This is a genomic window from Paenibacillus lautus (assembly GCF_050482385.1).
Classification (GTDB): domain Bacteria; phylum Bacillota; class Bacilli; order Paenibacillales; family Paenibacillaceae; genus Paenibacillus_AQ; species Paenibacillus_AQ lautus_B.
On sequence record NZ_JBCNHV010000021.1, the window covers coordinates 157,772 to 171,203 of the forward strand.

A 13,432-nucleotide genomic window follows, 5' to 3' on the forward strand; every position below is an offset into this window, starting at 1 on the left:
CCGTCCGTACGGTCAGCAATGAGCTCCGCGCATGGTTATGGGAGGCACCTTATAATAGATCTTGAAAGCCCTGGTGAACGAATACAAATTCGGATAGCCGAGAGACAAGGCAATCTCGGTAATCGTTGCGTCCGTTTCTTGTAACAACCGTTTCGCCTTTTCCATTCGTATGCGCTGAAGGTATTTTAACGGCGGCATTCCTACCTGATGGGTGAACATATTGGAGAAGTACGACCGATGCACACCCGCGAATTCGGCAACCTGCTGTACGGAAATCCCCTCGGTGGCATGCAGCTCCATATAATCCAAACACTCGTGAATCCATCCCGCTAGTTCCGTCGGCTGTGCGTAAGCCATATCCGGGACCATGCCGGCGAGCAGTCCATAAATCAAGCCGTGCAGTTCCAGCGATACCGCCGGTTTCCAGCGCTCGACTGCGGCCAGGGCATCAATCACGTGTTCAGAGGATTCTTTGACCTTAGAGGATATCATTTGTTTGCCGAACGGGCTTTCCGGAAATAAGCCGGCCAGCGCAAGCAATGGCTTGACCCTGTTCCCGTCCACTGCCAACCAGCTCATCTGAAGCGGTGTTTCCGCAGGAAGCATGTGATAATAATAGGTCCGACCCGGAAACAAGCAGAACAGATCATTCTTCTGCAGATCCACTCGTTTGTCATCGAACTCTAGCCGCACCATGCCTTCATGTACAAAATGCAGGCTATAACACTCGATTCGCTTCGGTCCGACCCTGTAATTGGGCTTGGCAATGCTTCGCCCTGCCCGGACAGGCCAGATCTGTTCCTCTTTATCCAAATATCCCGGCGTATAATAGATGAACTCCGCATACTCATATTCGTATTCCTGCATCATGACTCCCTCCTCTTCCTTCATTTTTCCATCAAGAATAACAAAATGACAACAAAAATATAACACCTCGCTATTTTTATAACCCGTTATTTTCAATATCATCATACTAGGAGGGGATTACACTTGTCGAGAAGACCTAACATTTTGCTAATCACAAGCGATCAGCAGCATTGGAATACAATCGGAGCCTTTCAACCTGAGATCTCTACACCCAACCTGGACCGCCTTTCGCGTCAAGGGACGACGTTCGATCGGGCGTATTGCCCCAATCCTACCTGCACACCGAGTCGAGCCTCCATCATTACGGGAATGTACCCGAGTCAGCATGGAGCATGGACCTTGGGGACAAAGCTGCTGGAAGACCGCCATACCGTGGGAGAGAGCTTCCAAGACGCAGGCTACCGGACCGCGCTGGTGGGAAAAGCGCATTTCCAGCCGTTGAAATCAACGGAAGATTACCCATCCGTGGAGGCCTACCCGATTCTTCAGGATTTGGAGTATTGGCGGAATTTTAACGGCCCTTTTTACGGATTCGATCACGTCGAGCTGGCCCGCAACCATACGAATGAGGCCCATGTCGGACAACATTATGCCCTATGGCTGGAGGAGCAAGGATGTGCCAATTGGCGCGAGTACTTCCTGCCGCCTACGGGAACCATGGATCCTTCCCAAACATACACCTGGCCCATCCCGGAAAAATACCACTACAACACCTGGATCGCCGAGCGCACCAACTCTCTTTTGGACCAATATAAGAAGGCGGATGATCCTTTCTTTATGTGGGCGAGCTTCTTCGACCCGCACCCGGAATACCTGGTGCCGGAACCATGGGATTCGATGTATGATCCGGAAAAACTCACGATCCCATCCTTAACGCCTGGTGAACATGACCGCAATCCGCCGCACTTCCGCTTGACGCAGGAAGAAGATCCGGATTTTTCGCATCTCGCTGAAACCGGGTTCGGCATTCACGGCTACCGTTCCCATCATTATTACGAATACGGCTCGAAATCCAGGTTAACGGAGTACGACAAGAAGAAGCTGGTCGCCGTCTATTACGGCATGATCAGCATGATGGATAAATATATCGGCAGCATTCTCGATAAACTGGATATACTGGGACTGTCCGAGGATACGCTCGTGGTCTTCACCACCGATCATGGACATTTCTTCGGCCAGCACGGCCTTCAAGCCAAGGGCGGGTTCCATTACGAGGATTTAATCAAGCTTCCGTTCATTGCACGATATCCAGGGCGGGTGCCTGCCGGAATAAGGACAAATGCAATGCAGTCCTTGGTCGACCTGGCCCCTACCTTCCTCTCCTTCTGCAATATACCGATACCGCCAGCGATGACGGGCATCGACCAAAAGGAAGTGTGGCTCGGTAACGCGGACGCCACCCGGCAGCACGCTATCTGCGAATTCCGACATGAGCCTTCGACGATTCATCAAAAAACGTACATCGAGCAGCGATTTAAGATCACTGTTTATTACAATCAAACCTACGGCGAGCTTTTTGACCTTGTAGCGGATCCCGGCGAGCTGCGCAATTTATGGGACGAACCGGGGTACGAGCAGCTGAAGGCGGAGCTTCTGCTCAAGTATATCTGGGCCGAGCTTGGCAAGGAGCCGATGCCGATGCCGAGAATTCATCACGCCTAATGGAAAGGATAAACGCGTACTTTAGCAGTCTGAAAGAACGGTTAACGCTGCTGGCCCAGCTATTTTGGACCTTCTTTCGCATCGGGCCTTCCACCTTCGGAGGCGGATATGCGATGCTGCCCATCATTGAGCACGAAGTGGTGAGTAAGAAAAAGTGGGTAAACGAGGAGGAAATCGGTGAGCTTATCTCGCTTGCCGGTTCCGCTCCTGGCGGAGTCGGCGTGAATGCGGCCGCGATGATTGGCCACCGGCAAGCCGGTATCGCCGGGGCTGTTTCGGCTGTGCTTGGCGTGACGTGCCCTACGTTTTTGATCGTGATCCTGATCAGCGCAGGCGCCGTTTTTTTTCGGGATCAACCCAAAGTTGAAGCTGCTTTAAAGGGGATGCATGGGGCTGTTATTGCGTTAATCGCCGTCGCCGCTTACCGGATGGCCAAACATGCCGTCTTTGATGCAACGACAACGATATCCGCCCTTGCCACCGTATCCGTGATGCTGTTTACAGGGGTGCACCCCCTCTATCTTATTGCGCTAAGCTTACTATGCGGAATGGCCGTCATTCAGATTAAAAAACGGCTGGGCCTTCAAGCGAATACGGAGAAGAAGGCTGCGATCAACAGCTGCCCGGAACTGGAATATTACATTTGAGCGAAACGAATCGGGGCGATTGAAACATGTATTGGGACTTGTTCATGATGTTCATAAGGGTAGGCCTCGTGTCCTTTGGCGGCGGTTATGCGGTAATCCCGGTCATTCAGAAGGAGGTAACGGAAAAAGGACTGCTGACTGCCGCGGAATTCCAGCAGACCGTGGCGCTGGCCGGCATGGCGCCCGGTTCGATCGCCACCAATGCCGCTACGCTGATTGGCTATCAGTCCGCCGGCTATATCGGAGCCGCCGTCTCAACGGCGGGCATCATCCTGCCGTCGCTGGTCGTCATCGTGCTGCTGTCCGCCCTCTTCTATCGCATGCGGGGCAATCCATATGTACAATCTTCTTTATACGGCCTGCGTCCCGTAACGACAGGACTCATCGTATATGCAGCTATTCATTTTGGGTATCCCAATGAGGGTGAAGGGCTCATTCAGGGCCTCATTCCTACGCTGCTGATTTGCGGAGCCTGTTTATTTCTCCTGCTAAAGTACAAACTTCACCCGTTGTTGATACTCCTCATGGCCGGCGCTGCCGGTATTGTTTTATTCTAATAAGTTGGATGGCTGTCGGCCGTGCGTGAATGATTGGACTAGGTTGCCTTTCCAAAGCACGAATAACAAGCCGGAACCTTCATGGTCCGGCTTGTTTTAGTTTCTTTTTTATGATGTCATCCGTTCCGAAATCCTCTTGGCCATCCACTCGTTTACGTCCCATAGATCAGTAACAGGAGCTCCTGTGAAGGGCAGCGTATGCATGTAACCGGAATTGGCAGGCCCGAATTCAGGCGTTATGCTGGTATAGCTGAACCCTTGCTCTCTCCGGTATTGGACAATTCGTTTCCACCATGTTTCAAATGCGGCCAGTTCCCGGCTATATTCGGGCGCTCCGGGATGGGGAACCTGCGGGCCCTGAGCGTAACCTACGCGCGCGTGTATGTGAACGGCGCGTCGAATAGCGACCTCCAGGTCTTCCGCATAATCCTCCAGCATGGTCTCCGTCACACAGCACCAATGGCTGAAATCAGCCGTAATGCTCAGCTCGGGGAACTCCTCCAACAGGGTGCGTGTCGTCCATGGCGTGAACATCGCCCGTGATCGGTGGGTTTCATGGCCGATGGTAATGCCGACCTCTTGCTCAACCTTCAACGTGGCTTCGAAAAAAAACAACTGGTCCTCTATCTTCATGCCATCCCGGGCACTATGGGACACGATCAGCTTCGGATCGAAATCGGCAGCCCGGCGTACCTGCTCGGCGAAGGTTTCTTGATGGGGAACGGAAGTGACCACCTGGGCAATATAGTGAAGCTGCAGCTCGGCAAGCAGGTCTTTGAATTCGCGTTCCAGATCCCGAGGAGGCAGCGGGGCTTCAATCCCCGCATAACCGGCCTGTGCAGCCCGCGTCAATTGGTCCCTGTAGCTTCCTTCCATGCCCCATAGAGCTTTATACAGCTGAATATCCATTCGCGAATTCTCCTTTTTCCCTTCAGGTTATTCGTTGACGAATTTCGTTCCGGCTATATTCTTTCCGCGGGCCAGCCACACTTTAAAGCCCGGGTTCTTATCCGGATAGACCAGCGCGTCCGTCGAGAAATACCGCATGGTGTAGCCGCAGCGGCGGTACGGGCTAGTATTCGGCGCTGCTCCATGAATGATCCGCGAATCGTGAAGCGAGCACTCTCCCGCTTCCAACTCGAAGTAAACCGCTTGAGACTCATCGACGGAACCGCTCTTGATTTGGGTGTCGAACAAATTGCTCGCCCGGTCCACTTCCTCATAATCCGAGAAACCGTTACGATGCGTACCCGGAATGACCCGCATGCATCCGTTTTCCTTCCAGCTGCGGTCGATCGCCAGCCATACGGTGATAATCTTGTCGAAGCTGCTTAATCTGCCATTCCAGTAGGCCGAATCCTCATGCCATGGCGTAGCACGTCCGACATGCGGATCTTTACAGATAAAATGGCTGGACCACAACCCGATATTCGGACCAATGATCGGTTCAACCAGATCCAGTACCTCATCGGATAATAGAAAGTCGAGCAGCCTTTCGTCACGGAAATGCGGCGTATCCAGCTCGTCGGATAATTTGCTGCCCTTCTCCTCCAGCTGCTCTTCAAAGATCGATGTCAGAACCTGCATTTTTTCGGCACTAAAGAGCGGCTTCTTGTACAAGTAGTACCCATTTTCCTTATAAAACTCAACTTCTTGCTTCGAAAGGGCTTGCGTTGTCATCATCATAACCTCCAGTCAAGTAGGGATATCGTTAACTGTGGTCATTATATCCCGGACGGTCAGAGCCATACTGCGCATTCGTTAGGATAAATGCTGCATATCTTCGGTTATCTCTGCCTTGTTGCGGTACTGTCGGGGGGACATTCCTTTTCGCTGACGAAACACCCTTTCAAAATGCCCCAATGTATTAAAGCCGGAGACGTAACAAATTTCGGTAACAGGCAGCGAGGAGGCCTGAAGCAGCGATTCGGCGAATTGCATTCTGACATTTTGCAGATAACGTTGAAAAGACTGCCCCACGGATTTCGAGAAACATTCGCTGAAATAAGTAGCCGAGTATTGGGCCTGGCTCGCTGCATCCTCCAATCTCAAATCCTCACGGAAATGATGATGAATGTAGATTAGAGCCTTTTGCAGGTTTAAGTTGAGCTGCCGATCTCTCGTTTCGTTCGTGGGCTGGATGCGATTTGCGGAGCTGCCACGATACAGATCCACCAACAGCCGCTGAAGTGTAGCCCGGATCACGATCTCGCTGCCTTCCCGCCAGGCTCCGTTCTCCTCCCTCATCCGTTCGTAGTCGGCGAATACCCCCGGGAGCTGCTTCTCCTCAAGCTGTGCTTGCAGCAGACGTTTCCCGCCGAATAACCAATGGTAGACGTTATCCTCCATCATAGCCTCGGTGAAAATGACATTATAGATTTCAAGAGGTTCCTCTTCCAAGGAAACCAGCTCATGAAAATCGGCTGGTGTCAGCAAGAAGATGGTTCCGGAAGACAGCGGATACGCGGAACCGTTGAGCCTGTGCTCGCCTTTTCCGGAAACCACATAACTCAGCTCGTAAAATTCATGCCAATGCAGCGGAATCGTCCCCGGATGGATGCCATGAAACACCTGAACAGGCGCGTGGGGCTGCAATTGGTAATCTTCATTGGTTAGCCTGGGAGGCTGCTTGGTTTCCACTTAAGTCGCTCCTTTTCGCTTTTGATTTCACAATAATTCCAACACGGATAAGACGAGCAGGCTAGAATCCTCTTCGAGCGATGTCCTGCCGGTGCGATTCGGCGAGCCTCGCAAAGTATCGAATGATGAAATCCCGGAACAGTACCGCAGTTTGCATGAGGTATCGGTCCTCGGGCCAAGACAAGGAGATTGAGCGTTTGCACCAGCTTTCTTCGAGCCGCAGTTGGACGACATCAGGTCCGGTTGATCCGCCCCACGTAACGGCTGGCAGGAAGGCAACTCCCTGACCGGCTCGAATTAATCCTCGGACGGTGGCGGGATCGTCGCTCTCAAATCGGATACGGGGGGTAAATCCGGCAAGGCGGCAAAAGGCATCGGTTGTTTCACGCAGCGATTTACCCGGAGGCAGGGTAATGAAGCTCTCTTCCTTGAGCTCCTGCAAGCTGACCTGGTTCCGATCCGCAAGCGGATGCTCGGCGGGAACAGCAACCACGATATCCTCTTCGAGCAAGCAGACCGATGCGGTTCCCTTTGGTGGTGTTGCGCCATCGGATAGGCACAGATCGAAGCTCGGCATACCTTCGAATGACGAAACATGCTGCTGCAATTGAAACTCTGCATTCGGCCATTCTTTGCGGAAATCGGCCAATAGATCCGGCAGTAAATGCGAGGAGACGCGAACATCAAGTGTGAGGACGGCGGAGACACAGCCATTAGCATCCTGCAGCTGCAGCTTTCCATCCTCCAGCGCTTGCAGCGCGATATCCACTTGATGGAGAAACAGCTTGCCGTGCTCGTTCAGCCGTATCGTTTTACGCTCCCGTTTGAACAGTTTGGTTCCCAGCTCTGCTTCAAGCGACGCGATCATTTTGCTTAGTGCCGGCTGAGAGATATGTAGGCTATGGGCTGCTTTCGTCATATGTTGCATTCGGGCGGCAGTCTGAAAATACTTTAATTGCAACAGTTCCATTCCGATCCCCACTTTCTACAATACATAACTCAGAAGTTATAATTAATATAAATCAATATATATTAGGGTTCATGAAATATACAAGATATAATAGTCTCAAATCGTAAGGATAGGAGACGATCAACTTGATCGTACAGACATTATCAGGAAAAGTCGCAGGCGTAAAATTAAAAGGTTCGTATGTATTCCGGGGCATCCCTTATGCCGCCCCGCCAATCGGTAAGCGAAGATTCAAGCCTCCGGCCCCTCCGCTCTCTTGGCTGGGCGTACGGCAGTGCAATCAATTCGGACCTATCGCACCGCAGAAGCATAATCCGCAAGGCTGCATGCCGGAGCTTGTACAATCCGAAGATTGCTTAAACTTAAATGTGTGGACATCAGGCGCAAGTGAAAAATTAAAGCCTGTCATGGTCTATATTCATGGCGGCGGGTTCGTGGGGGGCAAGGGGGCGGAGTGCGACGGATCTCGATATGCAGCAGAGAATGGAATCGTCTACGTATCGATCAACTATCGGCTTGGCGCTTTAGGTTTCTTGTATTTGGGAGGACTGCTGGGCAAAGATTATGAAACCTCGGGCAATAATGGAATGCTCGATATCGCAGCTGCACTGCAATGGGTTCAGTTTAATATTACCGCTTTCGGCGGCGACCCGTCGCGAGTAACCGTCATCGGCAATTCTGCCGGGGCCAAATGTACGGCCGCACTTTACGTCATGAAGACGACACGAGGCCTTTTCCACCGGGCTATTGCCCAGAGCGGCGCGACGCAGTCGATACGAGATTGTCAAACCGCTAATGTAACGAGTCTTCGGTTGGTAGAGAAACTTGGACATACGCAAGCGAATTCGAATCAACTGCTTGAATTCCCTGTGGAGAAAATAATCGAAGCGCAGTCAACGATCGGTTCCGATACCTCGCGCAGCCTGCACATGTTCGGTCCGGTAGCCGATGGCCATGTTATCCCCGTGGATCCCCTGGCGAGCCTAATCGGCAGCAACGGTCTGCCGCCGCTGCTGATCGGCACGAATGAGGATGAAGCGGCCATCTTCATTCATGATGATCCCATGCTTCAATCACCGGCCTTCGAGACGCTCGAACGATTCTTCGGAGCGAATGCTGCTGTCGTGTGGGATGCTTATGGTCGTTATAATCAATCTATGTCATCAAGTGGTGCATGGAACAAAGCGTTAACCGAGCATCTATATACGATTGGAGCGATGCAATTCGCAGAAGCCGTGGCATCGTCCGGAACATCGGTATGGATGTATCGGCTTCAATGCGGCGGCACACTCGGCGCGATACACGGTTATGAAGGCAGTCTCATCCATGCGGCGTTAACCCACAATCCTATGTCCACATTGCCCACCAATGAGGATCCATATGCTGTAACAGCTGAGCGTTATGCACTGGCAGGCGCCATGCGGGAAGCATGGGTTGCATTTATACAAAGCGGAGATCCGAATATCCGTGCGCTGCCGGCTTGGCCCGTATATGGAAGCGGGCACGCCACTATGGTTCTGGACAAGATTTGCTGCGTTCGCGAAGACCTGCCGGTTCCGGCTGGGATCGGCGTTCCCCATCAGGTTTGGAGGATGGTCTGATGCAGTTGGTCGATATTGCCCTCGTTATGGTGCTGCTCGGACTCCTTCTCGGTTTCGTAGGTGCAGGCGGCTCAGGTTTCATTATCTCCATCCTAACCGTTGTATTCGGTTATCCCATTCATACCGCGCTGGGTACCGCACTGGCGGCGATGTTCTTCTCGTCGCTTTCCGGTTCTGTCAGCCATTACCGGGAAGGGAACATGGTACTGAAGACGGGGGCCGTCGTCGGCTTGGCCGGTGCGGCAGGGGCATGGGTCAGCTCGGGCTGGTCCTCGCTTATTCCCGAGGATAAGCTGGGCTTCATGACATCCGGTATGCTGTTCGCCTCTGGACTAGCCTTATGGTTCAGGATGCTGTACGTCTCACGTCGGTCGAAGGCTTCCGGGGACTCGGTGCCATCCGTCGTCCATGACTTCCGATACTGGCTGCAGGCGCTGCTAATCGGACTCATAACCGGCGCCTTATCGGGGCTGTTCGGAATCGGCTCCACCCCTTTCATCCAATTAGGGCTTATGCTGATCCTCGGCATGTCAATGCGTTTTGCCGCCGGCACGACCATGCTGGTCATCATGCCAATCGCACTGGCCGGAGGAGCCGGGTACTTCTCGATCGGGTACCTGGATGTTCAACTGCTCGTCGCTGTTGTGATCGGCACGATGTCCGGCTCGTATGTCGGGGCAAAGTTTACGAAGCGGGTTCCCGTTGTCTGGCTGAAAACCTGCATGGTCCTCACCCCAATGATTGGTGCTGCCATTCTATTGCTGTAGAGGTTGCCCAACCAGTTAGGGAGTTGAATGAGCAAACATAGCTTGATTTGATTTATCGGGAGAGCGGATGGAAAAAATAAGGATTATAGTGAGTATTGAAGTGTGCGTTTTTTAATGAATGGATAGATTCAGATGGATTCAATTACATGGAAATATCCACGTCCACCCGCTCCGGTCGGATAGCAGATTCAATTTTTTTATAAGCGACAGCCGCTGTAAACATAAACAAACAAGTAAACACTGTTGTCAGCGGGAGTAGCAGCACGACATCATGCGTGAAGATGAACGGAAGCAGCGGGAAAGCATATATCGCGGGCATACGAATCTTAACCAACCACTGCAATAACAGCATCAGCATCATATCCAGTACCGTTACGATGACCAAAGAATCCAAAGTCAGAAACAGCAGTGTCCCTATCGTCGCGGATACAGTTAATGCAGCTCCCTGCTTCAATGCCAGCTTAGCGCTATACTCACTTTTTTGAATCGACTCATACACCACGACAATAATGGGCGGAATGACGGCCAGCTTCCCGAAGCCGGTGATCCAGCATATTCCGATCCACACAAAGATCAGGCACAGGAAAAAGTACGTATATTTATAATGGATCTGCACCTTCTTCTCCAGGGATGCATGCATCTGAAAGAATATGACCACCAGCATTAATATTAAAGTGGCGAGGAAGATGATCAGGACAAGCTTCCAATCATGCGCGTTGGTGATCAGAGGCAGTAAGCCGGTCGCAAGGGATGGAGCGAAGTTGGATTGGATCAAACGCAAACAGGCCATAATCAAGATGAAATCGATACCCACTTTAAAGAGATATGCAACAGGAAGATGATTGACGGTAAAACCGATCACGGATGTGAGTGTGGGAGCAAGGCAAATCTGAAGCGGATGCCTGAGCCAATTCGGATCCCGATAGACCCACATGGCGATCACCATGGCCGCGATTTCGGGAAGGATAAACTCATGATTATGACGAAGTTCCGAAGCCGCGGCCATCAGGATAATCATGGCGAAAGCCATCGTGTAAGCCAAGAGAGTTTTCCTTTTCTTCGTGTTCATGCATCCTCCCCTTATTTCAGCAACACGTCTGCGCTTCCCTCGTAATGAGAGGTGTCTCCGTACAGCTCGATGAATGGATGAGAATCATGAAATTTTAACGGAGAGTCCATATGCCCCTGCATCTTCTGTTCCACGTTCCACTGGGTCAGGCCGTATCTTACGAAATAAACGGTGGTCGTCATGTTGCTCCCTCCTTTGTTGGTAATTGAAGTATACGTCCACAATGTATAAAATAACAATATATGTTTTATATTATGTATTAACAAAATGTATAGAAGGTGATGGGATTGTCTATCAATCTGCATGCATTGATGCTGTTCTATAACGTTGCTCTTGCCGGAAGCGTTACCGAGGCCTCCAAGAGGCTGAATATCAGCCAGCCTGCCATCTCTACCCAAATTCGGAATTTTGAAAAGCAGTATAACGTCATTTTATTTGAGAAAAAAGGAAGAAACCTGGTTCTAACCTCCTTTGGCCAAAAGCTGTTTAAACCCACCGAAAAACTGTTTCTTCTCGAAGAGCAGATCGAAACCATGATTGAAGACCATCATAAACATCCGCAGGGAAAACTTCGGATCTCCGGAAATTACCTGGCGACTAGCGTTCTGATCCCCAAATGGGCTTCTTTATTCAAGCAAAGGTATCCGAAAGTAGAAGTGGAAATTACGACGGTGAATTCACAAGTTGCACTTGAAAGATTGACGAATTACGAGGCGGATATCGCCATCTTTGGAAACAGCGAAATTACAAATCAAAATGACCATTCCTTCCATTGCCTGGAATTATATCAAGACGAATTCAAATTTGTGGTTGCGCCGAATCATAAGTATGCCAACAGGCAAATTTCCATGGAAGACATGGTGAAAGAGCCGTTTATTATGCGGGAGGAAGGCAGCACGACCCGAAGGAGGCTCCTTGAGCTGTGCAGCGTTCAAGATGTCAGCCCGCCAAAGATCGAACTGCAATTTAACGGTCTTAACGAAACCATCCAAGCCGTAGTCGCCGGATATGGCGTCAGCTTTGTATCCTCTCTTGTGGCCAGTCCCTTCATCGAACGGGGAGAATTAGCTAAAGTGAATGTCATTGGCGTCCGTTTTACCAACAAAATCGTGCTCTGCTCTCATGATAAAGATGATCTGGAGGGATACATTCGCGATTTTATTTCGATCGCAAAAAAAGTTAGATCCACACTGTAATGGGTCTAATGGGTCCATGGTCGTCTATCGATTAAAAAAGGAAGCCGGATTTTCCGGCTTCCAAAGCGTTGGTTATGACGATCATCGCCTTCTTCAGCCAGTTGAGCACTGCATTCAAATTCATGTACGTGCCACCAGGAGTTCTAATAATTATCCATTTTCCGGGATATCTGATTTTCTTAGCTCATCTCATCGTTTTGAACAACCAGTTTCTTTTCACTCGTCGTTACCGATGCCCCTTCATTTTCCACATGGGCTTTGACGAAATACTCCCCGCCTTCAGAGAACAGCGTTTTAACACGGTAATTCCCATCCTGGTCTTGAATGGCAGTGATCATATCATGTTCGGCGCTGTCTTTTTTCCATATTTCGAATTTGACTTGCGCGGTATCGACGATTGAATCGCTTCCCTTCGTTATATGGGCATCTATGAGAATTGCACGGCCGGACACGAGGACGTCTTGAACGGGATTCACTTCAACTTCCAGCTTTTCCGATTCTTTGGCCTCTCCCCCGCCAACGCCGGAACAGGCAGCAGAGATCAATAAACATACGGCTGCAATCAAGAGCAGCACACTTCTTCTCACACGAATCATCTCCATTTCTCGGATAGCCAAATCTCGTGGTGCATCCTAAGTATACAGAGACAAGTCATTAAGAAATAATATATTATATGTCCGATATATAAATAATAAGTATATATGGTAATGGAAGGAAGCTTTCAATTGCATCAGTAGCTATTACGCATGAATCTAAATTGAGCTAACGTTTTAGAACCCCATAAAAATGTAACGATTAAAGCTGCTAATGCTGTAACGATAAAGATAGAGAACAGGGTGATACTTGAATCGTAATTGGGAAGCAAAAATGAACAAACGTTATTCATTGCATGAAATATGGCTGCTGCAAGTACACTTTTGCCTGTATTTTTATAAAACCAAACAATCAGTATCCGCAATAAAACGGAACCCGCGCACTGCCAGAGGATCCATGCTGGCGAATGATGATTTTGTAAATGGGGAATGACGTGCCATAATTGCCAAATAACCCCCAGAACGATGCTGGCCCCCAATGCGTGCCAACGTTTTTCCAGTATGTCGAAAACATAGCCTTGCCAACCGATCTCCTCGCATATAGCTGCGATGAAAAACACCGCGAAAAAGGTCAATGCCGTCAGGATGGAAAAGTGCAAGTCAGGGAGTGGTTCTCCCATTAATTTGATCAATCCATGTGCACAGATCGTAATGACAGGCATCAGGAAGAAGAGAGGGACAAACCAGATCTTGTTCTTCATGCTCATATGAAATGACTTCTTCAATAGTTGTTTGATGCCGCCTGGACCGTGATTCCTATAGACGAGGATGAAAGCCGCGATCATAGGGCAAACAAACATAAGAGCACTAAAAGGGAGATTTATCGGAATTTCTCGTTGCCAATGTTCGGCTGCCATTCCGAT

At 50.3% G+C, this 13,432-nt stretch carries 15 protein-coding genes; 6 read left to right on the plus strand and 9 right to left on the minus strand.

What is annotated here, in order from left to right; all coding sequences use genetic code 11:
• Window positions 1-12: 12 nt before the first annotated feature.
• A complete protein-coding gene (locus tag ABEW73_RS25055) occupies window positions 13-867 on the minus strand; it encodes an AraC family transcriptional regulator (protein WP_430173055.1) in 855 nt (284 codons plus the stop codon).
• Window positions 868-990: 123 nt separating this feature from the next.
• On the opposite strand from ABEW73_RS25055, the gene ABEW73_RS25060 reads away from it, so the two are divergent.
• Genes ABEW73_RS25060 through ABEW73_RS25070 form a run of 3 tightly spaced genes read left to right on the plus strand, consistent with a single transcriptional unit; the run spans window position 991 to window position 3,733 of the window.
• Complete coding sequence (locus ABEW73_RS25060) at window positions 991-2,529, plus strand: sulfatase family protein (protein WP_430173054.1); 1,539 nt, start codon at window positions 991-993, stop codon at window positions 2,527-2,529.
• The gene (locus tag ABEW73_RS25065; protein WP_430173052.1) at window positions 2,529-3,176 is read left to right on the plus strand and encodes a chromate transporter; all 648 of its coding nucleotides are present in this window, start codon (window positions 2,529-2,531) and stop codon (window positions 3,174-3,176) included. Before ABEW73_RS25060 ends, ABEW73_RS25065 begins: the two co-directional genes overlap by 1 nt.
• Before the next feature lie 26 nt (window positions 3,177-3,202).
• Entirely contained in the window at window positions 3,203-3,733 is a 531-nt protein-coding gene (locus ABEW73_RS25070) for a chromate transporter (protein WP_430173050.1), read from the plus strand.
• 108 nt (window positions 3,734-3,841) lie between these two features.
• Here ABEW73_RS25070 and ABEW73_RS25075 read toward each other — a convergent pair whose 3' ends face one another.
• The 4 genes from ABEW73_RS25075 to ABEW73_RS25090 all read right to left on the minus strand — a co-directional run bounded on the left by ABEW73_RS25075 (window position 3,842) and on the right by ABEW73_RS25090 (window position 7,343).
• Entirely contained in the window at window positions 3,842-4,642 is an 801-nt protein-coding gene (locus ABEW73_RS25075; protein WP_430173048.1) for a sugar phosphate isomerase/epimerase family protein, read from the minus strand.
• Window positions 4,643-4,669: 27 nt separating this feature from the next.
• Complete coding sequence (locus tag ABEW73_RS25080) at window positions 4,670-5,416, minus strand: phytanoyl-CoA dioxygenase family protein (RefSeq protein WP_430173046.1); 747 nt, start codon at window positions 5,414-5,416, stop codon at window positions 4,670-4,672.
• Between the two features lie 78 nt (window positions 5,417-5,494).
• Window positions 5,495-6,373, minus strand: a complete 879-nt coding sequence (locus ABEW73_RS25085; RefSeq protein WP_430173044.1) for an AraC family transcriptional regulator — start codon at window positions 6,371-6,373, stop codon at window positions 5,495-5,497.
• A 61-nt stretch (window positions 6,374-6,434) separates the two neighbouring features.
• A complete protein-coding gene (locus ABEW73_RS25090) occupies window positions 6,435-7,343 on the minus strand; it encodes a LysR family transcriptional regulator (RefSeq protein WP_430173042.1) in 909 nt (302 codons plus the stop codon).
• A 125-nt stretch (window positions 7,344-7,468) separates the two neighbouring features.
• On the opposite strand from ABEW73_RS25090, the gene ABEW73_RS25095 reads away from it, so the two are divergent.
• Window positions 7,469-8,944, plus strand: a complete 1,476-nt coding sequence (locus tag ABEW73_RS25095) for a carboxylesterase/lipase family protein (protein ID WP_430173040.1) — start codon at window positions 7,469-7,471, stop codon at window positions 8,942-8,944.
• Window positions 8,944-9,711: a sulfite exporter TauE/SafE family protein gene (locus ABEW73_RS25100; RefSeq protein WP_430173038.1), complete on the plus strand. Its 768-nt coding sequence runs from the start codon at window positions 8,944-8,946 to the stop codon at window positions 9,709-9,711. Before ABEW73_RS25095 ends, ABEW73_RS25100 begins: the two co-directional genes overlap by 1 nt.
• A 142-nt stretch (window positions 9,712-9,853) precedes the next feature.
• On the opposite strand, the gene ABEW73_RS25105 is transcribed toward ABEW73_RS25100, so the two are convergent.
• Both ABEW73_RS25105 and ABEW73_RS25110 read right to left on the minus strand, forming a co-directional pair.
• Window positions 9,854-10,780 (minus strand): hypothetical protein, encoded by a 927-nt coding sequence (locus ABEW73_RS25105; protein ID WP_430173036.1) that lies wholly within the window; start codon window positions 10,778-10,780, stop codon window positions 9,854-9,856.
• An 11-nt stretch (window positions 10,781-10,791) separates the two neighbouring features.
• Entirely contained in the window at window positions 10,792-10,962 is a 171-nt protein-coding gene (locus ABEW73_RS25110) for a histidine phosphatase family protein (protein ID WP_430173034.1), read from the minus strand.
• Window positions 10,963-11,067: 105 nt separating this feature from the next.
• On the opposite strand from ABEW73_RS25110, the gene ABEW73_RS25115 reads away from it, so the two are divergent.
• Entirely contained in the window at window positions 11,068-11,976 is a 909-nt protein-coding gene (locus tag ABEW73_RS25115) for a LysR substrate-binding domain-containing protein (RefSeq protein ID WP_430173032.1), read from the plus strand.
• Between the two features lie 179 nt (window positions 11,977-12,155).
• Here the strand turns inward: ABEW73_RS25115 and ABEW73_RS25120 are convergent, their stop codons facing one another.
• Entirely contained in the window at window positions 12,156-12,563 is a 408-nt protein-coding gene (locus ABEW73_RS25120) for a FixH family protein (protein ID WP_430173030.1), read from the minus strand.
• Between the two features lie 143 nt (window positions 12,564-12,706).
• Window positions 12,707-13,426 (minus strand): CPBP family intramembrane glutamic endopeptidase, encoded by a 720-nt coding sequence (locus ABEW73_RS25125; protein WP_430173029.1) that lies wholly within the window; start codon window positions 13,424-13,426, stop codon window positions 12,707-12,709.
• Window positions 13,427-13,432 lie beyond the last annotated feature (6 nt).